We start from the raw sequence: 25,813 nt of genomic DNA, 5'->3' as shown, positions 1-25,813 counted from the left end.
AGTTAAGGAAAATGAGTGCTAAAAGCAAGACTGTCCGCCTCCGGGCGGCGGGATTTTAGGAGGTATCATGACAAAAATAGATATTATCTCCGGCTTTTTGGGGGCCGGAAAGACGAGCTTTATCCGGAAGCTTCTGTCGGAGGCGCTGAAGGGAGAGAAGGTCGTGCTCATCGAAAATGAGTTTGGCGAGATCGGCATCGACGGCGGCTTCCTCAAGGATTCCGGGATTGAGATCCGGGAGATGAATCAGGGCTGCATTTGCTGTTCTCTGGTCGGGGATTTTGAGAGCTCTCTCCGGGAGGTAGCGGAGAAATTCAAGCCGGATCGGATCATTATTGAGCCCTCCGGAGTGGGAAAGCTCTCTGATATCATCGGAGCGGTAAAGTCCGCCTCTAAAAACATGGAGGTGGAGCTTCATGCAGCGGTGACGATCGTGGACGCGAAGAAGGCAAAGCTCTATTCGAAGAATTTCGGCGAGTTTTTTGACAATCAGATTCGCTATGCCGCGGCAGTTGTACTCTCGAGGACGGATATCGCGCCGGAGGATAAGATTCAGGAAGCGGTGGAAATCGTGAGAGAGCGGAATCCGAAGGCAGTGCTCGTCACTACGCCGCTGGACAAGCTGGACGGCGGAAGGCTGATGGAGCTTATCTCAAAGCCGGATGATATGGAGGAGGAGCTTCTTCGAGAGGCGATGGAGAGAGTGCGGGAGCACGAGGAGCGGCATAGGGAAGAGGAGGAGCATGATCACCGTGAGGGACATGCTCACTGCCATCACCATCATCATGGAGAGGACTCCGAGGCATGCGAAGAGGGACATTCCCATCATGAAGGCGAATGCTGCGGCCATCACCACCATCATGGAGAGGACTCCGAGGCATGCGAAGAGGGACATTCCCGCCATGAAGGCGAATGCTGCGGCCATCACCATCATCATGGAGAGGACTCCGAGGCATGCGAAGAGGGGCATTCCCATCATGAAGGCGAATGCTGCGCTCATCATCACCATCATCACGAGGAGGAGGCGGAGAGTGGACAGGGCAGTGAGGATGGGCTGCGGGTCCACCGCCATCATCATCACCATCACGGGGAAGAGCACGATGCCGATGAGATCTTCACAAGTTGGGGGCTCGAGACCGCGAAGGCCTACGACAGAGCCTGGCTTGAGGCGCTGCTTTCGGATATGGCGGAGAGCGAGAAGTTCGGCAATGTCATCCGGGCGAAGGGCATGCTCCCCGCTCCGGACGGCAGCTGGCTCTACTTTGATCTCGTGCCGGGTCAGACAGAGATCCGGGAGGGCGCGCCGGAGTATACCGGAAAGGTCGTTGTGATCGGAGAGAAGCTGAAGGAGGAGCTCCTGGAGAAGAGCTTCCGGGAGGCGGGATCAGCGCATTGAGCTTTTACTGCCGGGAAAAAGCGGAGAAGGAGGGGAAATGGCGGACAAGATTCCTGTTTTTCTCATCAATGGCTTTCTGGAAGCGGGAAAAACCGAATTTATCAAATTTACGATGGAGCAGGAATATTTCCAGACGGAGGGGAGGACCCTCCTTCTGCTCTGCGAGGAGGGAGAGTCGGAGTATGAGCCGGCTTTTCTCGAACAGTACCGCACGACGGCGCTCCGCATGGAGGAGATCCGGGACTTCAATCGAGAGTATCTCTCGGCGCTTACCGAAAAATACCGCCCGGAGCGGGTCATCATTGAGTGGAATGGCATCTGGAATCAGGATGATCTTTGCGGCGGGCCGATGAGCGAGCGGGTTCTCTCCGAAAAGCAGGGCAGGGCGCCGGACTATGAGCTCTCCCTGCCGGAGAACTGGGAGATTTATCAGATCATCACGATCATAGACGGCTCCACGCTGGAGCTCTACCTCGGAAATATGAAGTCCTACCTCGGACAGATGCTTCGGAATGCGGAGCTTGCGGTAGTAAATCGCTGTGACAATATCTCAAACGAAAAGCTGGTCGATTATCGGAGAAAGATCCGTGCGATGGGGCAGAACGCGATGATCGTCATGGAGGACAAGGAGGGGGAGATCCCGCAGTCCGCGCTTCCCGAGGAGCTTCCCTATGATCTCAATGCGGAGCGGATCGACATCAAGGCAGAGGACTATGGAACCTGGTTCCTCGACTGTATGGACAATCCGGAGCGCTACCTCAATAAGAAGCTGTCCTTTGCCGCGATGGTGCTGAAGCGGAGGGGAATGCCTGAGAATGAGTTCATTCCGGGCCGAATGGCGATGACCTGCTGCGCGGCCGATATGAGCTTCCTCGGCTTTGTCTGCAAGGGGGACCCGAAGGAGCTGGCTCCCTTTCATACCCGGGACTGGGTGAAGCTGAGTGCCCGTGTGAAGCTGGAGGAGAGGGAGGAGTATCGGGGGATCGGACCTGTGCTCTATCTCGAAGGCATCGCAAGAACCGGGGAAATCAAAGAGCCGGTCAGCTTTTAGGAAGGAGAGGCTGCGGTAAAAGCATGGTCAGAGGGAGAGCTTTGGATCGGCGGCAGAGCGTTTCTCCGGGAAGGGATCCCCGCAGCGGAAGTTTGCCAGGCAGGAAAGGCCGATTGCTCCGGATTTTTCGGCGGGGCGGCAGGAAGGAGCGCCGTTTCCTTCGGAGCGGAAAGGAGAGAAGACTATGATGGAGAATGCGAAGGAGAGGACGCTCGCGGCGCTGGACGCGGCCGGGATCCGCTATGATAAGCTGGAGCATCCGGTGGTCTGTACGATGGAGGAGATGGACGCGGCCGGCATCACGGCGAGGGGGAATGTGTGCAAGAACCTCTTCGTTCGGGATCAGAAGGGAAAGAACCATTTCCTGATTGTGGCCCTGGAGGAGAAGAAGGTGGATCTTACAGACGTCGCGGATCAGATCGGCTCTTCGAGGCTGAGCTTCGCCTCTCCGGAGCGTCTGGAAAAGTACCTCGGCGTCTCGCAGGGCTCGGTCTCTCCGCTTGGAATTTTAAATGATGAGGAGCATGAGGTGATCGTCGTCTTCGATCAGGACCTCAGAACCAGAAAGGAGATCGGGATCCATCCGAATGAGAATACCGCGACAATCTGGCTCTCCTTCCGGGATCTCCGGCGCTTCATCGAGAACCAGGGAAATGAAGTCGATTTCGTGAAGCTTCCAAAATAATCTTGAGACACTTTAATAGCCTTGGGACGTTTTTCTCTGCCCGCACTCCTGAAACGGGGATGCGGGCGCTCTTTCTTTTCTGAGGATGGAGGGGAGGAATCCCGCTTATTTCTTCGGGGGAGGAAAGAAAGAAACTCTCCCGGAAAACTAATTGTGGGAATCCCATAGAATTCCCCTCTTTTCTCCGGCAAAAGGCAGAAAGTCCGGAAACAGGCGCTGGAGGATTGAGGGAAAACGTTCTATATGCTATACTTTTCTTAAAGTCGGATGCCGCAGGGCAGCGAGTTCCATTTTGCTCGGGTTTTTATTCTTTCTGAATTCGCTTTATTCTATCTGAGCCCGTTCCGGTAAAGGAGAGCCCGCTTTCAGGCGGCTGAAACGCCACCTGGCAAAAAGCGACGGCATGAAAACCGACAGTATTCTGATTCTGATATTCAGCATTCCCATTTTCCGATCCTCCGGGCTTTCCATTTCTCAGCCTTTCCATTTTCCGATTTTTTGATCTTTCAATCTTCCAACTTCTGAAAAATGCGGACGGCTTTTGATTTTCCTGCCAGTTCCCACGCCGTTTTTCTTCGGCAGTTTTCCTTTCTGCGACAGTGCGGGATCAAAGGGCATCCATAGATCCATTTCCATGCGGCTTTTCTCGTCTGCCATGATCCTTCCGCTATGTTCTCGGACGGCGGCTCTCTTTCTTCATCCGGGAATTTCCTGCTTTTTCTTTATTCCTTCCACTATTTTTTCTACCTGTTTTTCGGAGGCTTCTATGAACAGTTTTATCTTTTCGGAGGAATACTCCTTTCTTGAGGTTTTAGATTACGCACTTTTTCAGGGAATCGGGGAACACAGCCGCTTTTATCTTCGCGCCTTGATCCCGGAGTCCGAGAAGCAGCGCTGTCTTGGCAGTACGGGACAGTCTGAGAGGATTATGGAGCATTCGGAGGAGGGAGATCAGCTTTTCTTTCAGGGAGTAGTGAGCGCGGTCCGGGTTCAAAGCCGCGCCGCCGTGCATGAGCTCTTCTGGGAGCTTTCGAGCGCCACCGTTTTGATGGATCAAAGAGAGCATCTCCGCGTTTTTCAAGATCCCGCTCTTCGCTTTCGTGAGCTTGTCTCCCGTCTGGTCCGGGATTATTCCGGGGCGGATGTCATCATGCCTTCCTCGGCGGAGCGCCCGATTTCCAGACTCTATGTTCAGTACAGGGAGAGCGACTGGGCCTTTCTCTCGCGTCTTGCCTCGGAGCTTGGAAGCTGGCTTTGCCCGGATCCGGCGAGCGGGGGCTGTCATTTCTTTTTCGGCATTCCCGAAAGAGGGGAGAGCGAGGAGGAGATATCGGAGAAGGAGCTTCTTTCTGTATCGGCGCTTCAAGAGTGCGCGGGCTTTACGGGGGCGGTACGTCTCCTGCACTGCAGGGGGAGGAAGCGCTATAAGCCCGGACAGAAACTTCGCCTGGGGGGAGAGAGCTACACGGTTTTTCAGACCTCTCTTCGCCTGGAGAAGGGAGAGAGCATGCAGGAGAGCCTCCTTGTGAGGACAGGGGATCTGAAGGCGTCCCGGCGCGAAAACAGGCGTCTCTCCGGCGTCCTTCTTTTCGCTGAGGTCTCTGAGGTCTCCGGTGTCACAGTGCGGCTTTCGATCGATGGAGATGAGTCCGGTCTTCGCCCGGCGGCGTATTTTCCCTATGCGACGGTCTATTCCGGAAGGGACGGGAGCGGATGGTATGGCATGCCGGAGCCCGGGGACCGGGTGATGCTGCGCTTTCCCGATGCGGACGAGAGAAAGGCCTACGCCGCAAGCGCCGTGCATCTCGGAACAGCCGGAGGCAGGGACAGGCCGGAGCAAAAGTTTCTGAGGGACCGGAACGGGCACGAGCTCCGGCTCTATCCCGGAGGGATTCTCCTCAGAGACCGCGGGGGGAATTTTATCAGCTTATCCGATCGGGATGGGATCGAGGTCCGGAGCAAAAAGGGATTGTCGCTTCAAAGCGGAGGGGAACTCTCTCTTTGCAGTGAGGCGGAGAATGTCTGTGTGAGCGCGGCGGGAGAGATCTATATCCGGCAGCGGGAGGGGAGCATACGGCTCTCGGAGGAGATCCGGGCGGACGGAAGAAGGATACTGATGAGCTAGGAGGGAGGGGATATGCGGGATCGAGAAAGGCGGAGAGAATTTTCAGAGCGTATGGAAAGGAAACGGGAGAGCCGTCTTTCGGAGCTCTCTCAAATCGTTTCCCTGCTGCTTGAGAAAAAGCCGGAGACAGAATTTCTTCTTCTCTCCCCGCTTCGATCGAGCTATCTCTCCGGGGACTATGGGCTCCTTGTCACGGCCTGCGACCGGGAGCTCTATCTCGATCTCTCGGAGGAAGAAGCCTTTCTGCCAGTTCCGGAGCTTCGAGAACAGATAGAGGAGGATCTTTCCGCCTTTCCCTCCGGAGAGGAACGGGAGAAGAGGCGCCTCTTAGGGGCAGAGCTCTACGAAGCGGAGCTTGAGCGCTTTTTTTCGGAGCTCTGTTCGGAGCTCGGGGAGCGGCTCCTCGCGGAGGGGAGGAGGGTATTCTTCGGCTTTGGCATTTATATGGAGAGAGTGGATCCGCTGTTTTCTTCGGGAGAGCTGTCTCTCTCCTAAGAGGGAGAGGCTTTCCCGGAGGAGAGCTCTCCGGATCCTTTTGCGGGAGATTCCGAGGAAGCGCTTTTTTCATCCGGGAGGGAGAGCTCCTGAGGGAGGGATAAGAGAGCGGGCAGAGAAAGACAGAGTTTCTGAGAGAGGCAGGGAGTATGAGAGGAAGGTACTATCTGATCGGAGGGAGGCAATATGGAGGGATGTTTCCGGGAATCCGTGAGCTCTCCTCCCGCTTTCCCGCGGAATATGCAAGGCCCGGCTTCTCCGGGAAGCTTCCGGAGCTTCTGAGCTTCCGCTTCTTTGGGAGAGAAGTACTCCCGGAGCTTGATGTCTACGAGCGGGAGCTCTTTCTGATCTCAGAGCGCTTTCAAAGGGTTTTGAGCCTCTATGAGCCGCGTATGGTCTCTAAGAGACTGCTCTTTCTCAAAGAGGAGGAGAAACGGGAGTATTGCATTCCGATCCTGAAAGAAATTCCCTGCCTTTCGGAGAAAAGCTCCCGCCGCTTTGGCGGGGAGCTTGAAAAAGGGATCCTCATAAGGGAGAAAATTCCGGATCTCTCCCTTTTCCGCATCCCGGATCATGTGGTAATTCGCGTGGATCTCGCGGAAAGCCTTTTAAAACGCGGAGTTGACGGCTTCTCCCTCCGCGCTTTGGAGCTTGCCTGAGTGGGGGGGGGAGGGCTTATCCGGGTCATGGGAGATACAGGGCGGTTGGGAGCTGCGGAATGGGAAAGGGCGGGTTTCTCACCAGAAGAAGGGAAGGGCTCATTCGAGGCATGGGAGATGCAGATCGGTCGGAAGCCGCGGGATAAGAAAGGTCGGGCCCGCCGGAATAAGGGAAGAGCTTTTTCAGGGCATGGGAGATGCGGCTCGGTCGGGAGCCGTGGGATGGGAAAGGGCATGCTCACCGGAATCCAAGGAAGCCCGGGCACAGAATTGCTGCTCTTTTCGGAGTGCGGATACCTGGGGATAATAGCTTCGGGCGGAGAGTGATAGGAGAGAAGAAAAGCCCCGGAAAGGGGAGGGATAAGATCGGGAGGAAGAGTATGATCACAGCGGGGGAACTCAGACTTTCTTTGGGAGAGGGAGCGATGCTTCCGGAGAAGCTTTCACTTTTTGCATCGGCAAATGAGCATGCTTTTCTCCGGGCGGAGGGGATCCTTTCCGGCTCCTCCGGGGGTGTGGAGGAGCTTCCCGGAGGCCCGGCGGAGCTCTTTTCCTCGGAAAATGGGGAGAAGCTTTTCTCCGGAATCCTGTGGGGAATCCGGATTTTCGAACGGGCCGGGAGCCGCTCGGCTTCTGTCCTTATCCTGAGCCTGAGCCGGGAATTAGACTGCCTCCCTCAAAATCGCTTTTTTCAGGAGGGGGAGCTTCCTCTTTCGGAGCTTTTAAGAGAGCTTCTCCCGGAGGAGGAGCTTCCGCCCCGTGTTCCCGCGGGAGATATCCGGGGCATCCTTCTTCAGTACCGGGAGACGGACTGGGAGCTTTTAAAGAGAGTGTTTTCCCGAAGGGATGCGCTGCTCCTTCCGGAGTATGGGGGCGGAAAGGCGCGCTTTCATATCTTTTCCGCCGGGGAAGAAGGGAAAGCGAGGGAGCTTTCTTTTTTGCCGGGCTCTTCGGAGCTTTCGAGATCCGCTTCTTCTTTGTCCTTTTCGGAGGGACTCCGCTTTCCGGAGCGCCCCGCTTCCGCCGGGGCCTTCGAGGAAGCTGTCCTCCGGGGTGGATTTGGGGACGGCTTTTCCAAAGCCTGCGCTGTCTCCGGAAGAGGGCTTTCTTCCCTCGCGGAAGCAGGCTTTTTCGGGCTCGGGCCTTTCTTTTCCCCGGAGGAGGATGTTTTCTCTCGGACTTTCTTTCCCCCGAGAGAGGATGCTTTCTCCCGGACTCTCTTTTTCCCCGGAGGGGATATTGATCCGGAGGGATGCTTTTTCCCGGACCTGGGAGGAGCAGCCTGGGAAGAGAGGGGAGATTTTCCGGGGCAGACTCCTGCCTTCCTCTTCCTCTCCTCCCGTGAGAGTGCCCGCTTGGGGGAGCGCCTTTTCTTTCGGGGAGGACGCTTCTTCATCGGAGAGGTCCGGGCGGAGCTCTCAGGAGGGAGCCTGATCTTCCGCTATGGCCTGTACCCGGAGAGGATGAGAATTCGGGAACGCTTTAACGAAGGGATCGCCGGGCTCTCTCTTTGCGGAAAGGTGCTTCGGGCGGAGGAGGAGAGCCTCGCTCTCTCCTTCCCGGAGGACACGGGAAGGGGAGGAGAGAAGCTCTATCCCTGGATGCCGATCAGCGGGAATGTGATGTACTGCATGCCGGAGATCGGCGCCGGAGTCCGGCTTTTCTTCGGGGACAGGGATGAGCGGAAGAAATGCTTTGCGCTGGACTGCTGCCATGCGGAGGGAGCCGATGGGGCGGGGGAGATCGGCCTTCGGACGCAGAACGGACAGCATTTTCTTTTAAAGGGAGGAGGGACAGAGCTTCTCTCCGAGGACCGTCTTCTCCTTGCGGATTCCGGCCTTTTCGGGAGGAGCGGGCAGGGGATTCACCTCAGCGCGGGCCGAAGAGCTCTCGTTTATGGGAAGGAAATCCGCATCCGCTCGGAAAGGGATGTGGATTTTCAGAAGCTTTGATAGGAGAGCGCGATGTATTATGATGAGGAAATCATTCTCCGCAGGCAGCTTAAAAGAAGAGATGTACTGGGGAATCTGGAAGAGGGGCTTTATATCCGGGGGGAGCTTTGCCGCTTTCAGAGAAAGAAAGTCCTGCTCGGAGCGTTTCGGATCGCCATGCCGGAGAGCTTTATCAGGATGCCGGAGGAGCTTTCCGGGGAGAGATATCTTTTGTCTTCGAGACCGGAGGAGATCTATATGAGCAGGGATACGATGGCAAACCTCGCCTTTTCCCGTCTGGGGAGGGATGCGGGAGGGGATGCGGCTCTCGCGATGGCGGCGGTGCGGGAGCTTCTCCTCAAATGGAATGGAGGATATGAGCTTCTCTTTGAGAGGAGCGGGGAAGCGCTTCCCGGGGGAGGGGCGCTGCTTGCGCTCAGAAGCCCCGGACTGGAGGAGGACTGCTTTCACCTCGGCGCGCTCCTCTCCGCCGGAGGACAGCTCCTGCATGCCTCCTTCAACTGTCCCTACCGGGAGAGGGAGGAATGGGAGAGGGCAGCCCTTATGATTTTTGAAAGTCTGGAGGGAGGGGAGATCTGTGGGAACGAGACTTAAAATCCGGGAGGGGAAGCTTTCCTTCCAATGCGGTGCTCTGCGGCTTCTCTCCGAAGAAGGAGAGAAGCTGAGAGAGGAAGAGGGGGAGAGCAGGCAGCCTTTTAGGAGGAAGCTGCCCCTTCACATTCTTTGGAAGCGGGCCTTCTCTTCGATTCCGGAACTTCCGAAGAGGGAAGGAGAGCAGCTTCGTAAGGAAGGAGAGTGTCTTCCGAAGACAGAAGAGGCGGGGAGTCTGAACGAGAGCATCCGAAGGAAAATCCTTCTTCGAATGCTCGGCAGCATCCCGCTCTCCTCCGGGAATATGCAGAGCCTCTCCTCCTATGACTTTGAGAAAAGAAGGATGCGAAGAAGATAGCCAAGGCGGCGGGCGGGGAAGGCCGCCGGGATATGGGAAAGGAGAAAGGATGATGGAACTGATCCGCGCTCAGGAGGACCTGTACCGCTGTGAGGAGCTCTCCTATGGGGCCTACCGCGCCTATTGCCTTTACTTTACGGGAGAAGGGATGCGAAGCGGCGCGGGAAATCCGGCGCGGGAAGGGCTTTTGGCCTACCGCGCGGAGCAATCCATACGGAGAAAGGGCTTTCCTTCCGGGGAGCCGAAGCTTCAAAAGAAAGCAAAAACGCAGAATCCGAAAACAGGGAACAGAGAAGCCTGAATCAGGAAAATACAGGGCGAATCCGTGTCCCGGAGCCCGGTTTCGCCGCCTTGCTGCGGCGGGACCTTTTTTACTTTCTCAGAAAGAAAAAAGAAAAACGTCAGATTCCCCGCCCCGCACTGCCCTAGGACTCCGCGGGAATATATGCTATGATGCCAGTGTTATGAACTCCCTTTGCCGCACTGCGCGTGCAGGAGAGGGTCGGAGGGACTTTATGACACGGAAAAAGATAATATGCTTTGCAATACGGCAAAGAAAGCCAGAAAGGAGAAAAAGATGGATCTCACTTCTCTTGGGATTTCATCCCCGGCGCCTGTACCGGCCTATAAGGACAGCGTCTATGATCTCGTCTCCGAGGTCGCCTATCTCATCGGAGTACCGAAACGGATCTTTGAAAATGATTTCGAATCTCCGCAGCTATCCGTCTATGAGCGGCTGGAGCTCGATAAATCGGCGAGAATTATCCGGAATCTATGCATTTTGCGGACCTCCATCGAGAGAAATTTTAAAAAGATCAATGACCTCATGCGAATGGAATATAAGGGACTCTACTCCATACCGGAGTACATCTATCCCGAGTGCCTGAAACAGCTCGGCGAGGACGGCGTAGACTTCATCAAGCGTTCCAGTACCAAGCTCTGTCATCACGTAATCGAGATCAACCGCATCATTTCTCAGAGAATTCATAATTGTAAAAATATTTTTCCGGTCTGGATCAAGTGGGACTATATCAAAGAGCTTTTCCTCATGCCAAACGGCCTGACAGAGGCCGGGACAAAGACAGCTGCGGATATCTACTACGCAAATCTTCCCTTCTATCCCTATCAGATGTATATCAACTGGCCCCCGAAGGATGAGGGCAATATTCTCTATAACGACAAAAAATTTGCGACGCTTCTCTACAGCTGGCATAATGACCGCTTTATGGAGGGCAGCAAGGTCTCCGACGCGGGGGCCTACATTAAAAACAGCATTTACGATTTTATCAATGAAAATGAGAATACGGTGCTCGTGGTGGACTGCGAGAATTCGGATCCCTATAAGTTCTGTGCGGCACTCCGGAATCTGGACCGAGAAATCATAAAGAAGATTTCCCGAATCATCCTTTTTGACGATGTACACACGACGGATACCTGGAGCATTCTGGAGAGCTATATCCGGATTCCCGTGGAGTATCTCCTCATAGAAAGAATCAAGCAGGACAAGTCCCTGGTGGATATCCGCCTTACGACCAGAGTCTGCAAGGAGCACTGGCAGAATCAGGTCAATGCCTTCGTCCTCGTCTCCAGCGATTCCGACTACTGGGGATTGATTTCCGCGCTCCCGGAGGCGGAATTCCTCGTTATGATCGAGCACACAAAGTGCGGGCCGGATATGAAGAGCGCCCTCGAGGAGAGGGGGATTTTCTATTGCTATCTGGACGATTTTTATACGGGAAACAGCGAGGATATCAAGAGGGATGCGATTCTCCGGGAAATGAAGCGCTGGGCCGACGACAGATTCCACTTTAATATCAATGAGATGCTGGACAGCGCGCTCTACCAGACGAGGATCAATTTGAGTGAAGAGGAGAGGCGCTACTTCACAGAGCGCTATTTGAAGACCATGACGCTGAATATCGATGAGGAAGGCGAGCTAAGCCTCGGATTTAAGTCCCGCTAGTCCTCTCTTTCTCTCCCTCCCCCGGGGATTTGGAGCTTCCGGATCGGAGCGCCGCTTTTCCTCCGTTTATCGAAGACGGAGAAGGCTTTGCTCTTCTAGGAGCGGGAAGCGCCGCGGGCGCAGCCTGCTTCCGATGGGAAAAGGGCAGGGCTATTTGACGTTTTCTATAGTATGAGAGAAATTTATATGTTATGATGGGGGATGTGTTATAAGATCTGCAATCTTATGCATGAGAGAGCTTCTGAAAAAGAGGAGGAAAATGGATGGGACTTATCAGAGTGGCCGCTGATACGCTGAATGGAGTCTTGGCGGATCAGTGGAGGGAGTATTTCTATTGTGATTCACTTCCCAATGGCGTGCTTGTGAGGAAGGGGAGCAAGCATCAGTCAAAGCGGAGCTCCAATACCAAGGGGAGTGAAAACATTATTTCGAACGGCTCTGTCATCGCGGTTCAGGAAGGTCAGTGTATGATCATCGTGGAGCAGGGCGCGATCGTCGAGGTCTCCGCGGAGCCGGGTGCCTTTCTCTTCGACAGCTCCACGGAGCCGACGATCTTCTACGGGGGACTCGGCGCGGGACTCATGGACAGCTTCAAGCTCTTCGTAAAGCGTTTCACCTTTGGAGGAGATACCGCAAATGACCAAAGAGTCTATTTCTTCAATACAAAGGAGATCCCGGGAAACCGCTTTGGAAGCTCGAATCCGATTCCGTTCCGTGCGGTGAATAATGCCATCGGTCTGGATATAACGATCGCGCTCCGCTGCCACGGCGAATACTCCATCGTTCTCACGGACCCGATTCTTTTCTATAAGAACGTATCCGGCAATGTAGAGGAGGAGTATACCATCGATGAGCTGCTGAGTTCCCAGATGAAGTCGGAGTTTGTCACGGCTCTGGCTCCCGCCCTCGGGAAGCTCTCCGACATGGGGATCCGCTACCATCAGATCACAAACCATACCCAGGAGCTCGCGGATGTCCTGAACCAGATTCTCTCCGAGAAGTGGAAGAAGATCCGGGGAATCGAGATCCGCTCCGTGGGAATCGAGGCCACGGCTCCGCCTGAAGATGCGAAGATGATCCAGGATATGGAGAGAACCGCGGTCTTCCAGAACGCGAGGATGGCGGGAGCGGGAATCGCCAGCGCGCAGATGGATGCCATGAGAGATGCGGCGAAGAACAAGGCAGCCGGCCCGATGATGGCCTTCGCCGGGATGAACATGGCTCAGAATGCCGGGGGAATGAACGCAAAGGATCTCTTCAGCATGGCTTCTAAGGAAGAGAGCGAAAAAGCCGGAGCCGGAGCCGCTGCTTCTTCTGCGGGCTGGAGCTGTGACTGCGGTCAGAGCGGAAATACCGGGAAGTTCTGCTCCAACTGCGGAAAGCCCCGCCCGGAGGAAAACGGCTGGAGCTGTGAATGCGGCCAGAGCGGAAATACCGGAAAATTCTGTTCCAACTGCGGAAAGCCCCGTCCTCTCGCACAGAGCAGCATTAAGTGCGCTCAGTGCGGCTGGGAGGCAAAGGACCTGGAAAATCCGCCGAAGTTCTGTCCGAACTGCGGCTCCCCGATCGGCGGAGAAAAACAGCAGTAGAAAGGCATGCTTCTGCCGGGGAATTGCATTCCGGTCTTTTGCCCGAGCCGCCTTTTCCCCGGTGCTTCACGCTCATAGCTCTTCCTTCGTCGAGGATCCAAATGCTTTTGCAGGCGAGCCTGTATCGCATTTGCCCTTTTGACGGAGACTGATACAAGTAGACTGACTTGTGGCTTCCGGCCCATGGGGCAGAGGAGGCAGAAAGGGATGGAGGAATTATCTATGAATTACAGCTTTTTATTTGAGATGCTCGCCGGGTATTTTGCGGTTCTGATTATCATCCTGCTCATCGGTATCGTGATCTGGGGGCTCGGAGCCTATGGGCTCTACTGCCTTGCAAAGAATAACGGGGAGCAGGAGAAGGCGCCGATCGCTTTCATTCCCGCCGTGAACCAGGCCCTCATCGGGATTTTCGTCGGGGACATGAAGATTTTCGGATTTGAGTTAAAGGGGATGCACGTCGCGGTCCTCCTCGTCGTTCTGCCGCTTCTCACCCTGGTGCAGGGGATCGGCTGGATCGCCTGGATTCTGTGCCTGATCCTGAACTTCTATGTCTACCGGAGGTTCTATCGCATGTTCGGCGTCGTGGATCCGATCCCTCTTACTATCTTTTCCGTCATCTTCGCCGTGGTGCTTCCGATCTACCTCTTCCTCCACAGAGACGCGCGCTTTCAGCCCGTAGTAGAGGAGAACTGAGACGGCGGGGCTGATAGAGCAGCTTCAGAACGAGAGCTTTAAGCGGCTTTGGAGCGGAATTCTGATCCTGCTCCTGGAATTTTCGGGGAAGCTCGTCCTATCCGCTTTGATCTTTTTGATCGGACGCATCCTGGTCCGGAAGCTCACCCGCATATTTGAGACCGCCGGGGCGCTGAACCGCATGGATTCCACGCTCCGGAGCTTCCTCGGGAATCTGATCTCTCTGCTCCTCTATCTGATTCTCGGGATCACCATCATCGGCATCCTGGGGGTGCCGCTCGCCTCCGTCATCACTGTTCTCGCCAGTGCCGGCATCGCTGTGGGACTGGCCCTTCAGGGGGCGCTCGGAAATCTCGCGGGAGGGCTGATGCTTCTCCTGAACCGCCCGTTCAATGTAGGGGATTATATCTCTACGGCGGGCACAGAGGGGATCGTCCGCTCCATCCGTCTCTTTTATACGGTGCTCGTCACACTGGACAACAGGCGGATCATGATCCCAAACGGAGTTCTGATGAACAGTAATGTGGTGAATTTCAGCGCGGAGCCAAGGCGCAGGGTGGACCTTGTCTTTCAGTGCGGAAGAGGAGAGGAGAGCCGCAGACTGAAGGAGCTCCTTCGGGAGGAGTGCATGAAGGAGGAGAAGGTGCTCAGAGAGCCGGAGCCCTTTTTCGGACTCACGGATCTCGACCTTTACAGTATGGAGTTTTCCGCCCGAGTCTGGGTGAGGAATTCGGATTTTCGCGCTGTGCACGACAGCCTGATCGAGCGGATCACGGATCGCATGACGGAGGAGGGAGTCTCTCAGCCCTCTGTCAGGGTCATGGCCTCGTCGGATGGGCAGGCAAGTATCTCCCGCTGAGCCCTTGGGGGCGGATCGGAAAATTAGGAGGGGAAGGATGAGATTAAAGGAGAGGGAGGAGCTGGAGCAGGGGCTTCTCGCCGGAAATGAAAGGATCGAGGAAGCCATCGCGGACTTTTCGAAGAACAGGAAGCCGGAGCTTGCGGCGAAGGTCTTCGAGGCGATTTCCGCCCAGATGAAGGACGGGAAGGAGCTTTTTCTCGCTTCCTCCGAAAAACCGGGCCGGGAGAAGCCGGAGCTTCGGATGCTGAAGCTGGAGAACGGGCAGAGCTACGCGCTCGCCTTTACGAAGCGCTCCGAGAGCCGGAGGGGGAGCGCGGAAAAGGACGCAGAACCTCAGCTTCTCTCTCTCCGCTATATCCTGAACCTTGTGCTTGAGAATAAGACGCTCGCGGGGCTGGCGCTCAATCCCTTTTCAGAGAACAGCTTTCTCCTTGTGAGAGAGGCGATCGAGGCGATCTTTAACCAGGAGCGGACGGAGAAGATGGAGCAGCTTCTCTCTGAGGAAAATCAGGAGATCGAGGAGGCGATTCAGAAGTTCTATCAGGGACAGGAGAGCCTTCCCGAAGAGAAGGAGGCGGCGGAAAGCATCCGGAGGGCCTTGCTTCAGAATGTCCTGGACAGCCTTCTCCGTTCCCTTTCCAGAAAGGCTCAGGTCCTGGTCGCCGTCCTCCGCCCTTCGGAGGGGGAGGAGGAGAATGAGGACGGGAGCAGGACCCTGACTTTGAATCATCTCCGGACCGGAGATGGGCAGGATGTTCTCGCGATATTTACCAGCGGAGAGGAGATCCGGAGGGAAGGACAGAATACGCAGGCGGTGCTGATGCCGCTCTCCGATATCATGAACAGTGCCCTTCAGATCGCAAAGAGCGGAAAGCTCGACGGAATCGCCATGAATGCCTTCGGAAGGTCCTTCCTCCTGAATATGCAGCTCATTGAGTGGCTGCTCGGGGAGAGTCAGAGGAGAGCGCTTCTCGCAGGGAGGAAGCTGGAGAACCGGGAGAGGGGGCTCGGAGCCATCTACGGAGCCCTGCTCGGGGGATCTCTCCTCCTCGCAAACGGCGGGACTGCCCCTTCGGAGGGGGAGATCGGAGAATTAAAGAGAGTGAGCGCGGGGGGAAGCCTGCTCCTTGCGGAGCTGGAGAGCCTCTATGAAAAGCGGAAGCTCGACTACGCGGATATCATGGACCGCTTCTATGAATGGGGGATGCACGGCAAATACACTCTGACAGAGGACGGCTCTGAGACGGAGCCTGCCTATACGCAGGCGATCATGAGGAATGCGCGCGGCGTGGAGCCCGTCCGCTGCGGAGAGAGCGGAGAAAAGGGGGATGGCAATGAGTCTCTCGCCCGCATTCTTCCCTTCTCCCTCCTGCTCTGCAGTCCTCAGCACCTCTTTACGGAAAATGACAGGAGGATGCTGCATGACGCCTCTTCTCTCACAAACGCCTCCCCGAAGGCGGAGCTCGCCTGTGAGCTCTACTCTCTTATGATCCGGAACATCCTCGGGAAAAACGGCGGGGAAAGTCTGGAGGAGCAGCTGGAAGCCGCGGTTCGGGACGCAGCCCTCTTCTATTTCTTCGAGGAGGAGGAAGGGCTTTCGGAGAGGGAAAAGAGGGAGAACGAGGAGGCCATGGATGCCCACAGGGAGGATGTCCCAGGCTATGACAGACTGCGGGGTGCGTTTCCGGCTTTCTCGGCTCTCCTCTCAATATCAGAGCTTCGCTCCCTGCCGGAGCAGGAGCTTCCGAAGGGAAGGGATGCGGCGGAGAGCCTGATTCTCTCTGTCTGGGCGCTTTTAAACAGCGGGACCTATCTGGAGACTCTTTCGAAGCTTCCCGCCGGGGAGGGGGGAGCGGCCCTCGCCACCATTGCGGGGGGACTTGCGGGCTGCTGCTTTGGCTTAAGCCGCCTCCCCGAGCAGGGGCGGCTGCAGATCCAGCTCACGGCAGACGGAAAGGGACTTCTCGGAGGCTTTGTCCGGAACTGGCTCGGCGCCTAGGGAAGGATTTTGAGCGGCACATGAGGTTTATGTGCCGCTCAAAATCTTTTCCGGCGCCTTTTTTGCTTCCTGCCTTTTTCGGCGGAGGACGCTCTCGCTCCGAGGAATCTTTTTCAGATTTTTATTGACGAATCCTCTTTTTCAGGTTATCCTAGCAGATAAGAGACGCAGAAATAAGACATGGATGGACAAGTCTTTATAAAAAAGAACTGCCGCTGCGTCTTTTGGAAAAGGAGGGGGATTATGAGCGAGAAAAAGAAGAACAGCGGAGCGCTTCTCGGCGCGGCATTTCTGATGGCCACCTCGGCGATCGGCCCGGGCTTTCTGACCCAGACCGCCAAATTCACCGGCGATTTTCATGCAAGCTTCGGCTTTGTCATCCTCTCATCGGTCCTGCTTGCGGCGATCGCCCAGATTAACATCTGGAGAGTGCTTTGCATCAGCGGACTCAGAGGACAGGACATCGCAAACAGGCTTCTGCCCGGCCTTGGCTACTTCGTCTCCTTTCTGATCGTTCTGGGAGGGCTTGTCTTTAATATCGGGAATGTGGGGGGAGGCGCGCTGGGCTTTCAGACCCTGCTCGGTATCCCGACGGGGATCGGCTACTTTCTGGCCGGAGGGGTCGCGATCCTTGTCTTTCTCTCGAAGGACGCCAAGGGCATCATGGACCGCCTTGTGAAGCTCCTCGGCGCTCTGATGATCCTGGTCATCCTGATCGTGATCTTTGTGGTGAAGCCCCCGGTCGGGGAAGCGGCGAAGAACAGCCTCTTCCCGGAGAAGGGCTATGCGGTGCTCTTTCCCGCGATTCTCACTCTGCTCGGCGGCACCGTGGGGGGCTACATCACCTTTTCCGGCGCGCACCGTCTCATTGACGCCGGCATCACGGGCAGGGAAAAGCTCGCGGAGATCGACAGAAGCTCCATCCTCGGACTCTTTGTTGCGGCGCTTGTGAGGATTCTTCTCTTCCTCGCGGTTCTCGGTGTCGTGGCGAGAGGAGTCAGCCTTGATGCGAAGAATCCGGCGGCGGATGCCTTCCTCCAGGGGGCGGGGCAGCTCGGCTACCGCTTTGCGGGACTTGTGCTTCTCTGCGCCGCGATCACCTCGATCATCGGAGCGGCCTATACCTCGGTCTCCTTCCTGAAGACCTTCCACAGTGCGATCGCGGAGCGCGAAAATCTCTTCATCATCGGCTTCATCGCTTTCTCCACCATTGTCATGGCGATTATGGGGAATCCGGCGGTGCTGCTCGTCATCGCAGGCTCTCTGAACGGCCTGATTCTTCCGATTACGCTGGGGATCAGTCTCGTCGCCTCGGGGAAGAAGTCCATTATGGGGGAGGATTACAGGCATCCGCTCTGGCTTCTCCTGATCGGCATCCTGGTGGTTCTCTTGACCGCCTATGTCGGACTTCAGTCCCTGTCAAAGCTCTCCGCGCTCTTCTAGGGAAGGGTGGTAGGAAAGAGCGCAGAAGTCTGCCATGATGTAAAGCGGTGTTTCCCCGGGGGAGCGGGAGTCCTCCCGGGGCCGGGATTAAAGAACAGAAGGGTGATAGAGAACGGAGATGAACAATATCAGGGTGACGGCGGAAGGGGATTCCTCTCTTTTGGTCGAATTCGAGCAGAAAATCAGTCCGGAGGTAAACCGGCGGATTGCGGCGGTGGTGAAGCTGATCCGGCAGCAGCAGATCGAGGGGATCGTGGATATGATCCCGACCTACTGTTCTCTCCTCATAAGCTATAATCCGCTCGTGATATCCTACCGGGAGATCCATGAGCGGATCAGCTCCATCGCGAGGATGGATACGAAGGTGGAGTCCGTCCGGAAGAGGATCTTCGAGATTCCGGTGCTCTACGGGGGAGAGGGGGGGCCGGATCTCCCGGCGATCGCCTCTCACGCAGGGCTCTCAGAGGAAGAGGTGATCGCGATTCATTCGGGGCGGGATTATCTCATTTATATGCTGGGCTTCCTGCCGGGCTTTACCTACCTGGGCGGGCTCGACGAGAGGATACACACGCCGCGGCTTCCGAATCCCAGGGTCCGGATCCCGGCGGGCTCAGTGGGGATCGGCGGCTCCCAGACGGGGATCTACCCCGTGGATTCTCCGGGCGGCTGGCAGCTCATGGGGATCACGCCGGTCAGAACCTATGATCCCGGGAGGGAGAGGCCGATTTTGGTCGAAGCGGGGGACTATATCCGCTTCCGGCCGGTTTCCGCCCCGGAGTACGAGGAGATCCGGGGGGCGGTGTCTGAGGGAAGCTATCAGCTCACAGTGCGAGAAGGAGATTAGGATGGGATTCAGAGTTCTGAAGGGCGGTATGCTCACGACGGTTCAGGATCTCGGAAGGAGCGGTTATCAGAGCCAGGGCTTCAATGTGGGCGGCGTCATGGATGTGCGCTCCTTCCGGATCGCAAATCTCCTCCTCGATAATCCGGAGAACGAGGCGGTGCTGGAGTGCACCCTGATCGGACCGGTGCTGGAGTTCACCGCGGCGCAGATCATAGCGATCACGGGAGGGGATTTCCGTCCGGAGCTAAACGATGAGCCGATCCCGATGTACACGGCGATCTATGTGAAAAAGGGCGATGTCCTGAAGGTGGGATCCGCGAGGACGGGGAGGAGCTGCTACCTCGCCTTCTCAAACTATATCAAGGTGCCTGTCGTGATGGGCTCGCGCTCCACGAATCTAAGATGCGGGATCGGGGGCTTCAAGGGCCGGAAGCTGGAGGACGGGGATTTTCTCGACAGCAGGATCAACCGAAGGATCTATCTGCCCTACTTCCTCTCCCGGACGCTGGATATCCGGGACTATGAGAAGAGCAGCGTGACGATCCGCGTCATCATGGGTCCGCAGGAGAACTACTTTTCCCGGAGGGGGATCGAGAACTTCCTCTCGGAGGAGTACACGGTCTCCAGCCAGTTTGACCGGATGGGGCTTCGCCTGGAGGGACCCTTCATCGAGACGAAGAAGGGCTCCGACATCATCTCTGACGGCATCGCTCTGGGGGCAGTCCAGGTGCCGAGCCACGGGAAGCCCATCATCCTCCTCTCGGACCGGCAGACGACGGGGGGCTATGCGAAGATCGCGACGGTCGCTTCGGTGGATCTTCCGCTCCTCGCCCAGAGGCGGATGGATGACAGGATCCGCTTCCGGAAGATTTCCGTGACGGAGGCGCAGCGTCTGCTCCGGGAGGAGGAGCAGAAACTGCAGTTCATGCGGGACCGGATTCACAGGCCCTGCCGTGAGGTGCTGGAGTGCAGACTCGCGGCGAAGCGCCTGGAGAAGCTTTTCCGGGAGCTTCAGCTCTGATCAAAGGGTAGGATGAAATCGAAGCAGAGAAGGTTCGGAGCAGAGTTTCCATGGATAAATATCCATGTCTGAGGGAGATAAGATGGATTTAGAGAAGATCGAGGGACTGGTGAAGATATTGGAGAGCTCCTCCTTGAATGAGATGACGATCCGGGACGGGGATTTCAAGATTTCGATGAGCAAGCTCTGCCCCTCCGCGCTGATTTCGGCTTCCGGCATAGGGACGGCCCCGGCTGTCTCCTATGAGGAGAGGAGCGCGGAAGCAGGGGGGGAGGCTGAGGAGAAGGAGGTCAACATTATAAGCCCGATCGTCGGGACCTTCTACTCCGCTTCCGGGCCGCAGATTCCGCCCTATGTGAAGGTCGGGGACAGCGTAAAGGCGGGAGACACCGTTTGCATCCTCGAGGCGATGAAGATGATGAATGAGATCACGGCGGAATTCGACTGCGAGATCGAGGCGGTGCTCGTCTCCAATGAGCAGAAGGTGGAGTACGGGCAGCCGCTCTTCCGCGTGAAGAAGCTTTGACGGGAGGGAAAGGTGCTGAAACGGGTACTGGTTGCTAACCGGGGAGAGATCGCGGTCCGCATCATACGCGCTCTCCGGGATATGGGGATTCCCTCTGTCGCGGTCTATGCGAAGGAGGACAGGACGGCGCTCCACGCGAGGCTCGCGGACAGCAGAGTCTGCATCGGGGAGGGACCGGCGAGGAATTCCTATCTGAATATGGATGCGATTCTCACTGCCGCGAGAAATATGGACTGTGACGCGATTCACCCGGGCTACGGCTTTCTCTCGGAGAACAGCGCCTTCGCCAGGAGCTGCGAAGAGAACGGGATCCTCTTCGTCGGTCCGAAGGCAGAGGTCATCGATGAGATGGGCAATAAATCCGCGGCGAGAAGCAGGATGGAGAAGGCGGGAGTCCCCGTCGTCCCCGGGACGAAGGAGCCGGTCTATGACGCGGAGAAGGCGCTTGAGCGGGCACGGGAGATCGGCTTTCCGATCATGATCAAGGCGAGCTCCGGCGGCGGCGGAAAGGGCATGAGGGAGTGCCTGAGTGAGGAGGACTTCGAGGCGGAGTTCAACACGGCGCAGAGGGAGAGCGCGAACGCCTTCGGGGATGACTCCATGTATCTCGAAAAGCTGATCCTCCACCCAAGGCATGTCGAGGTGCAGATCATGGGGGATTCCTTCGGAAATGTGGTATCCTTAGGGGAGCGGGACTGCTCCGTACAGAGAAATCACCAGAAGCTGATCGAGGAATCTCCTTCCCCCGCGGTATCGGACGGGACGAGGCGGAAGATGATGGAGGCGGCGGTCCGGGCGGCGAAGGCAGTGCACTATACCGGGGCCGGCACGATAGAATTTATCATGGACCAAGGCGGAGCCTTTTATTTTATGGAGATGAATACGAGGATCCAGGTCGAGCACGGAGTGACGGAGCTTGTGAGCGGGACCGACCTCGTCATCGAGCAGCTCAGAATCGCGTCCGGGGAGCCCTTAAGCTTTCGGCAGGAGGATATCCTGCTCCGGGGACACGCCATAGAGTGCCGCATCAATGCGGAGATTCCGGAGCAGAATTTCATGCCGAGCCCCGGGAAGGTCACTTCACTCCATTTCCCGGGGGGAAACGGGGTGAGGATCGACAGCGCGCTCTACGCGGGCTACAGCATCCCCCCGGAGTTTGATTCCATGATCGCGAAGATCCTGGTACACGCAGAGAACCGGGAGGCGGCGATCCGGAAAATGCGCTCTGCCCTGGATGAGACGCTGATCCTGGGAATAGAGACGAATCTTGATTTCCAGTACAAGATCATGCAGTCCGAGACCTTCTGCCGGGGCAAAGCGGACACCGGCTTCATCGAAGCGTTTACGCTGGGAGGGAAAAATCATGAGAGTGGATCTGAACAGTGATGTGGGGGAGAGCTTCGGACGCTATAAGATCGGAATGGATGAGCGTCTGATCCCTCTGATCAGCTCCGCCAATGCTGCCTGCGGTTTTCACGCGGCGGATCCCGTCGTCATGGAGAAGACCGTGCGCCTCGCGGCGGATGCCGGCGTGCAGATCGGGGCCCATCCGGGGCTTCCGGATCTCATGGGATTTGGAAGGAGAAATCTCTCGCTCTCCGCGGAGGAGGCGAGAGCCTACACCCTCTATCAGCTCGGAGCCCTTGCGGCCTTCCTCCATCCCTACGGCGTGAAGCTCCAGCATGTGAAGCCGCACGGCGCACTCTATAATATGGCGGCGAAGGACAGCGAGCTCGCGGAGTCGATCTGCGCTGCAATCCGGGACTTTGACTCCGGACTCATCGTCCTCGCGCTCTCCGGAGGAGAGCTCTACCGGGCGGCGAAGAAGCTCGGCCTCCGCACGGCGGCGGAGGTTTTCGCGGACCGGGCCTATGAAGCGGACGGGAGCCTGGTCAGCCGCCGGAAGGAGGGAGCCCTGATCCAGGATGAGGAGCTCGCCGTCAGGAGAGTGGTCCGTATGGTAAAGGAGGGGAAGGTAAAGAGCATTACGGGGAAGGATATCCCGATTCGCGCTGACTCGATCTGCGTCCATGGAGACGGGGAGAAGGCCCTGCTCTTTGTGGAGAGGATCCGCCGTGCCCTCTCGGAAGAGGGGATCGAGATCGCGGCCTTAAAGGAAATTGTCTGAGATCGCGCCGTCCTTTCGGGAGGAGTATCACAGCTGTTTCTCGACCTTTCCAATTACGGCGGTGCTGTTCTTGGCTTCCTTTGCGAGGGACGTTCACTGTACAGGATCGGAAAGCCGTGCTATGATAGCGGCTGTAAAAGCCGGTTGATTGGAGAACGGAAGGAGTGCGGCAGATGCTGGGAAACAGGGAGATTATTCGCTTTGGCCTTCGGCAGTTTCGGGAGAATCTGGGGATTACCCTGGGCTTTCAGCTGCTTCATGTCTTTTCTCTCTTCCTCGCCGGTCTCTTTTTTGCGGGAATAGGCCTTTTAATCTGCCGCCCGCTTTTCCTGTTCGCTGAGGCCCGGAACTCGGGGACCGTGCGCGTTGCGATTCTCTCCTTCATCGCGATTTTTATCGCTTTCTTTGCTTTGCTGCTCCTCTTTTTTACGATATCCTGTGCCCTTGGCTCCTATCGCTTTTATCTGAAGCTGGCCTTTGGGAGGGAACTAAATCTTTTCGAGCTCTTCTACGGCTTTTCACATAGAGACCATTTCCTTCGCTTTGCGGGGGTCAATCTTCTGGTTGTTCTTCTGTCCTGCCCCTTCCTGATCCCGCTTTTGATCCAGAAGCTGAAGGGAATTTCGATCAATCTTTGGATCCTTGAGCTCCTTGGACTGATCTTTTTCACCGTGGTAACTCTCTTCCTCGCGATGGCCGCTCTTGCTTCGGCGAATGACGAGCGGCTGACGGCGATTTCCTCCCTCAGGCTTTCCATCCGGATGATGAGCCGGCGAAAGCTCAAATATTTCGCGCTTCTTCTGCCCTTCGCTGTGCTCATGTATCTCCTCTCCCTTATTTTCCATGGTTTTTTCAATATCTTTTTCGTCCCCCTTGTCAATACCATCGTGTCAGTCTTCTTCCTCTCCGCCTATAGTGAGGACTTTCCCGCCGGAACAGAGCCCGCCGGAACAGAGCCCGGGGGAGAGAGCCTGAGAGAAGAGAAGGAGTTTTTTGAAGACGGGGAGCAGAGGCAGGAAGAGGAAGAGAGCGGGGAACGGAGGGAGGAGGTCTTTGAGGAGAGCCCGGGGGCGAAGGAGGAGCTTTCGGGAGACATGGAGCAGAGGGAGGAGATCTCTGAGGAGAAGCCGGAGGCGAAGGAGCTTCCGGGAGATCAGGAGCATAGGGGAGAGAGCGGAGAAGCGGAAGAGAGTCCGGAGATGAGGAAGCGAAGCTTTGAGGAGCTTCGGCTTCGCTATACCGCGGAGGGGATAGAAAGTACTCGCGCGGAGGAAGAGAGCTCTGAAGAAAAGAGAGAGGATGCGCCTCTTCCCGCTCTTCCCGCCTCCGCCTGTCCGCCCGCTTCCCCGAGTTCTTCCGCTTCTTCCGAGGAGGGGAAGGATGCTCCCCATTCAGAAGAAGGAGAGGATGTTCCCCATTCAGGGGAAGGAGAGAGGCCCATTCCTTCCGGGGAAGGGGAGAGCGCGCCCCTTTCCGGGGGATCGGAGGAGGGCGGAAGAGCGCCGGAGGAAGAGGAATGAAGTGCCCCTATTGCAGTGCGGAGGGAACGAGAGTGATCGATTCCCGCCCCGCGGATGAAAATACCGCCATCCGGAGAAGGAGGCAGTGCGAGAGCTGCGGCAGGCGCTTTACGACCTACGAGAAGCTTGAGACCATGCCGCTCATGGTGATCAAAAAGGATCAAAGCCGCGTGCCCTATGAGAGGAGCAAGATCGAGGCCGGAATTCTCCGCTCCTGTCACAAAAGGCCCATCTCCACCGCACAGATCGGGCGTATGGTCGATGCGATCGAGAACGAGATATTCTCCGCGGCGGAGAAGGAGATCTGCACCGAGCGGATCGGAGAGCTCGTCATGGAGAAGCTGAAGGAGACCGACCAGGTCGCCTATGTCCGCTTCGCCTCGGTCTACCGGGAGTTTAAGGATATCAATACCTTTGTGGATGAAATCGGAAAGCTATTAAAGAGCAGGGAGGGAGAGAGCGTATGAAGCGGGAGAGCCGGAGGGGAGAGGCTGCCCCCGCAGGGAAGAGGAGGGGGAGAGGACTGCGGCTTCTCCGCCGCCTCTTTCCGGACTGTGTAGTGGATTCCGTCTACGAGATCGACTACGACAGGCTCTACCGCTCCGGCGTCCGGGCGGTGCTCTACGATATCGACAATACCCTCGTCTTACACGATGAGCCGGCGACAGAAGAGGCGAAGAGGCTTTTCCGAAGGATTCACGGGGCGGGACTTCGGATCGCCCTCCTCTCGAACAACCAGGAGAAAAGGGTCGGGAGCTTCGCGAGGGAATGCGGGGCCGACCTCTACTTCTGCGATGCGCATAAGCCCTCGCCGAAGGCCTATAGGAGGGCGGGAGCGGAGCTCGGGCTCCCGGGAAGGGCTCTTTTCTTTTTCGGGGATCAGCTCTTCACCGATATCTGGGGGGCGAGGAACGCAGGGATTCCCAATGCGCTGGTGAGACCCCGGGGAAGGGAAAAGTATTTCCACATCCGGCTGAAGCGTCTTTTGGAACGCCCGATTCTCTTTTTGTACCGGCATTTTGGGGAGTACCGGGAGGGAATCCGGATAGAGGAGGACGGAGCTCGGAAATAGGCTTTGGATTTTGGGAGGGGAGATGGGAAGGACAAAGATCTGCATTCCGCTGAAGGGCGGGAGAGAAGAAGAGCTTTTGCGGGAGGCAGAGGCTCTCTCCGCGCATCCCCTCTCCCCCCTTATCTCTATTGTGGAATTTCGGGACGATCTCTCCGCGGGGATTTCCGATGAGGCTCTCCCGGACTTTCTTCACTCGCTCTCCGAAAGGCTCCCCGGGAAGAGTCTCCTCTTCACACTTCGAAGCGCGGCGCAGGGGGGCGCCTTTCCGGGAGACTTCGAGGCTTACCTTCTCCGAAATGAGGCGGCGCTGAAAGCAGAGGGGATTAGTCTCATCGATCTTGAGCTCCCGCGGGATGCTCGGAAGGAGGAGAAGGGGCGGGAGAGACAGCAGGAAGAGACGGAGAGCTCCCGGAGAGAGAGGATCCGCCTCTTTCTTGAGAGAGCGAAGGCGCGCGGACTTCGGGCGATTGCCTCTTATCATGATTTTGAGAAAACAGAGGGAAGGGAGAAGCTCCTTCAGATCTACCGGGATCTAAGAGCACTCGGCGGGGATATCCTGAAGCTTTCTCTTATGCCGAGGAAGCCGGAGGATGTACTTTCTCTTCTCTCCGCCTGCCGGGCTTTCCGGGAGGAGGACAGGGAGAGGCACGAGTATATCGCGGTCTCCATGGGGCAGCTTGGGCGTTTTTCCCGCATCGCGGGACAGCTCTCCGGCTCGGATTACAGCTTCGCCTCCCTCTTCGCCCCATCGGCCCCGGGGCAGTGGAGACTGGAGGAGATGGAGAGCATGCTCTCTCTTTTGGAGCGCTGAGTCCGCCTGATCTCTTTGGAAGGAAAG

The 25,813-nt window shown here is 56.8% G+C and carries 26 protein-coding genes; 25 read left to right on the top strand and 1 reads right to left on the bottom strand.

Translation table 11 applies throughout. The features are described from left to right. Positions 1 to 67 precede the first annotated feature (67 nt). The 3 genes from GCWU000341_RS10845 (at position 68) to GCWU000341_RS10835 (ending at position 3,132) form a co-directional block, all read left to right on the top strand. A complete protein-coding gene (locus tag GCWU000341_RS10845; protein WP_009216060.1) occupies positions 68 to 1,396 on the top strand; it encodes a CobW family GTP-binding protein in 1,329 nt (442 codons plus the stop codon). 37 nt (positions 1,397 to 1,433) lie between these two features. Further along, a complete protein-coding gene (locus GCWU000341_RS10840; protein WP_009216059.1) occupies positions 1,434 to 2,447 on the top strand; it encodes a TIGR03943 family putative permease subunit in 1,014 nt (337 codons plus the stop codon). 184 nt (positions 2,448 to 2,631) lie between these two features. Continuing rightward, positions 2,632 to 3,132 carry a prolyl-tRNA synthetase associated domain-containing protein gene (locus GCWU000341_RS10835; protein WP_009216058.1) on the top strand — a complete coding sequence of 167 codons (501 nt, stop codon included), beginning with the start codon at positions 2,632 to 2,634 and terminating at the stop codon, positions 3,130 to 3,132. A 474-nt stretch (positions 3,133 to 3,606) separates the two neighbouring features. Here GCWU000341_RS10835 and GCWU000341_RS10825 read toward each other — a convergent pair whose 3' ends face one another. Then, positions 3,607 to 3,789, bottom strand: a complete 183-nt coding sequence (locus GCWU000341_RS10825) for a hypothetical protein (RefSeq protein WP_009216055.1) — start codon at positions 3,787 to 3,789, stop codon at positions 3,607 to 3,609. 109 nt (positions 3,790 to 3,898) lie between these two features. Here GCWU000341_RS10825 and GCWU000341_RS10820 point away from each other — a divergent pair, with 109 nt between their 5' ends. The 22 genes from GCWU000341_RS10820 (at position 3,899) to GCWU000341_RS12800 (ending at position 25,786) form a co-directional block, all read left to right on the top strand. Further along, on the top strand, positions 3,899 to 5,257 hold the full coding sequence (locus GCWU000341_RS10820) for a contractile injection system protein, VgrG/Pvc8 family (RefSeq protein ID WP_009216053.1): 1,359 nt from the start codon (positions 3,899 to 3,901) through the stop codon (positions 5,255 to 5,257). A 12-nt stretch (positions 5,258 to 5,269) separates the two neighbouring features. Continuing rightward, complete coding sequence (locus GCWU000341_RS10815; protein WP_040654217.1) at positions 5,270 to 5,752, top strand: hypothetical protein; 483 nt, start codon at positions 5,270 to 5,272, stop codon at positions 5,750 to 5,752. 149 nt (positions 5,753 to 5,901) lie between these two features. Further along, positions 5,902 to 6,411, top strand: coding sequence for a hypothetical protein (locus GCWU000341_RS10810; RefSeq protein WP_009216051.1), 510 nt, complete (start codon positions 5,902 to 5,904; stop codon positions 6,409 to 6,411). 380 nt (positions 6,412 to 6,791) lie between these two features. Then, the gene (locus tag GCWU000341_RS10800; protein WP_155812847.1) at positions 6,792 to 8,363 is read left to right on the top strand and encodes a hypothetical protein; all 1,572 of its coding nucleotides are present in this window, start codon (positions 6,792 to 6,794) and stop codon (positions 8,361 to 8,363) included. A 12-nt stretch (positions 8,364 to 8,375) separates the two neighbouring features. Next, positions 8,376 to 8,957, top strand: a complete 582-nt coding sequence (locus GCWU000341_RS10795; protein WP_009216048.1) for a hypothetical protein — start codon at positions 8,376 to 8,378, stop codon at positions 8,955 to 8,957. Then, a complete protein-coding gene (locus GCWU000341_RS10790) occupies positions 8,941 to 9,312 on the top strand; it encodes a hypothetical protein (protein WP_009216047.1) in 372 nt (123 codons plus the stop codon). The genes GCWU000341_RS10795 and GCWU000341_RS10790 overlap by 17 nt, the downstream gene beginning before the upstream one ends. A 49-nt stretch (positions 9,313 to 9,361) precedes the next feature. Beyond that, positions 9,362 to 9,613, top strand: a complete 252-nt coding sequence (locus GCWU000341_RS10785; protein ID WP_009216046.1) for a hypothetical protein — start codon at positions 9,362 to 9,364, stop codon at positions 9,611 to 9,613. 276 nt (positions 9,614 to 9,889) lie between these two features. Then, the gene (locus GCWU000341_RS10780; protein WP_050762001.1) at positions 9,890 to 11,275 is read left to right on the top strand and encodes an NYN domain-containing protein; all 1,386 of its coding nucleotides are present in this window, start codon (positions 9,890 to 9,892) and stop codon (positions 11,273 to 11,275) included. 263 nt (positions 11,276 to 11,538) lie between these two features. Then, complete coding sequence (locus tag GCWU000341_RS10775) at positions 11,539 to 12,864, top strand: SPFH domain-containing protein (protein ID WP_009216042.1); 1,326 nt, start codon at positions 11,539 to 11,541, stop codon at positions 12,862 to 12,864. A gap of 207 nt (positions 12,865 to 13,071) precedes the next feature. After that, a complete protein-coding gene (locus GCWU000341_RS10770) occupies positions 13,072 to 13,560 on the top strand; it encodes a hypothetical protein (protein WP_040654211.1) in 489 nt (162 codons plus the stop codon). Positions 13,561 to 13,666: 106 nt separating this feature from the next. Next, a complete protein-coding gene (locus GCWU000341_RS10765; RefSeq protein ID WP_009216040.1) occupies positions 13,667 to 14,419 on the top strand; it encodes a mechanosensitive ion channel family protein in 753 nt (250 codons plus the stop codon). Positions 14,420 to 14,456: 37 nt separating this feature from the next. Beyond that, a complete protein-coding gene (locus GCWU000341_RS10760; protein WP_040654210.1) occupies positions 14,457 to 16,421 on the top strand; it encodes an ADP-ribosylglycohydrolase family protein in 1,965 nt (654 codons plus the stop codon). Between the two features lie 243 nt (positions 16,422 to 16,664). Further along, complete coding sequence (locus GCWU000341_RS10755) at positions 16,665 to 17,864, top strand: NRAMP family divalent metal transporter (protein ID WP_040654209.1); 1,200 nt, start codon at positions 16,665 to 16,667, stop codon at positions 17,862 to 17,864. Between the two features lie 118 nt (positions 17,865 to 17,982). Beyond that, positions 17,983 to 18,708, top strand: coding sequence for a 5-oxoprolinase subunit PxpB (pxpB, locus tag GCWU000341_RS10750; RefSeq protein WP_009216037.1), 726 nt, complete (start codon positions 17,983 to 17,985; stop codon positions 18,706 to 18,708). A 1-nt stretch (position 18,709) separates the two neighbouring features. After that, a complete protein-coding gene (locus tag GCWU000341_RS10745) occupies positions 18,710 to 19,729 on the top strand; it encodes a biotin-dependent carboxyltransferase family protein (protein WP_009216036.1) in 1,020 nt (339 codons plus the stop codon). An 82-nt stretch (positions 19,730 to 19,811) separates the two neighbouring features. After that, positions 19,812 to 20,255 (top strand): acetyl-CoA carboxylase biotin carboxyl carrier protein, encoded by a 444-nt coding sequence (gene accB / locus GCWU000341_RS13795; RefSeq protein WP_036600679.1) that lies wholly within the window; start codon positions 19,812 to 19,814, stop codon positions 20,253 to 20,255. A 12-nt stretch (positions 20,256 to 20,267) separates the two neighbouring features. Beyond that, positions 20,268 to 21,641 carry an acetyl-CoA carboxylase biotin carboxylase subunit gene (accC, locus tag GCWU000341_RS10735; protein WP_009216034.1) on the top strand — a complete coding sequence of 458 codons (1,374 nt, stop codon included), beginning with the start codon at positions 20,268 to 20,270 and terminating at the stop codon, positions 21,639 to 21,641. Then, positions 21,619 to 22,383, top strand: coding sequence for a LamB/YcsF family protein (locus tag GCWU000341_RS10730; RefSeq protein ID WP_009216033.1), 765 nt, complete (start codon positions 21,619 to 21,621; stop codon positions 22,381 to 22,383). Before accC ends, GCWU000341_RS10730 begins: the two co-directional genes overlap by 23 nt. 173 nt (positions 22,384 to 22,556) lie before the next feature. Next, positions 22,557 to 23,903 (top strand): hypothetical protein, encoded by a 1,347-nt coding sequence (locus tag GCWU000341_RS10725; protein WP_009216031.1) that lies wholly within the window; start codon positions 22,557 to 22,559, stop codon positions 23,901 to 23,903. Next, complete coding sequence (nrdR, locus tag GCWU000341_RS10720) at positions 23,900 to 24,370, top strand: transcriptional regulator NrdR (RefSeq protein WP_009216030.1); 471 nt, start codon at positions 23,900 to 23,902, stop codon at positions 24,368 to 24,370. The genes GCWU000341_RS10725 and nrdR overlap by 4 nt, the downstream gene beginning before the upstream one ends. Further along, the gene (locus tag GCWU000341_RS10715) at positions 24,367 to 24,975 is read left to right on the top strand and encodes a YqeG family HAD IIIA-type phosphatase (RefSeq protein WP_009216029.1); all 609 of its coding nucleotides are present in this window, start codon (positions 24,367 to 24,369) and stop codon (positions 24,973 to 24,975) included. The genes nrdR and GCWU000341_RS10715 overlap by 4 nt, the downstream gene beginning before the upstream one ends. Before the next feature lie 22 nt (positions 24,976 to 24,997). Further along, the gene (locus tag GCWU000341_RS12800) at positions 24,998 to 25,786 is read left to right on the top strand and encodes a type I 3-dehydroquinate dehydratase (protein WP_009216028.1); all 789 of its coding nucleotides are present in this window, start codon (positions 24,998 to 25,000) and stop codon (positions 25,784 to 25,786) included. Positions 25,787 to 25,813 lie beyond the last annotated feature (27 nt).

Source organism: Oribacterium sp. oral taxon 078 str. F0262 (assembly GCF_000160135.1).
Taxonomy (GTDB): domain Bacteria; phylum Bacillota; class Clostridia; order Lachnospirales; family Lachnospiraceae; genus Oribacterium.
Note: the sequence above shows the minus strand (reverse complement) of the source record. Positions and strands in the feature narration are given on the sequence as shown.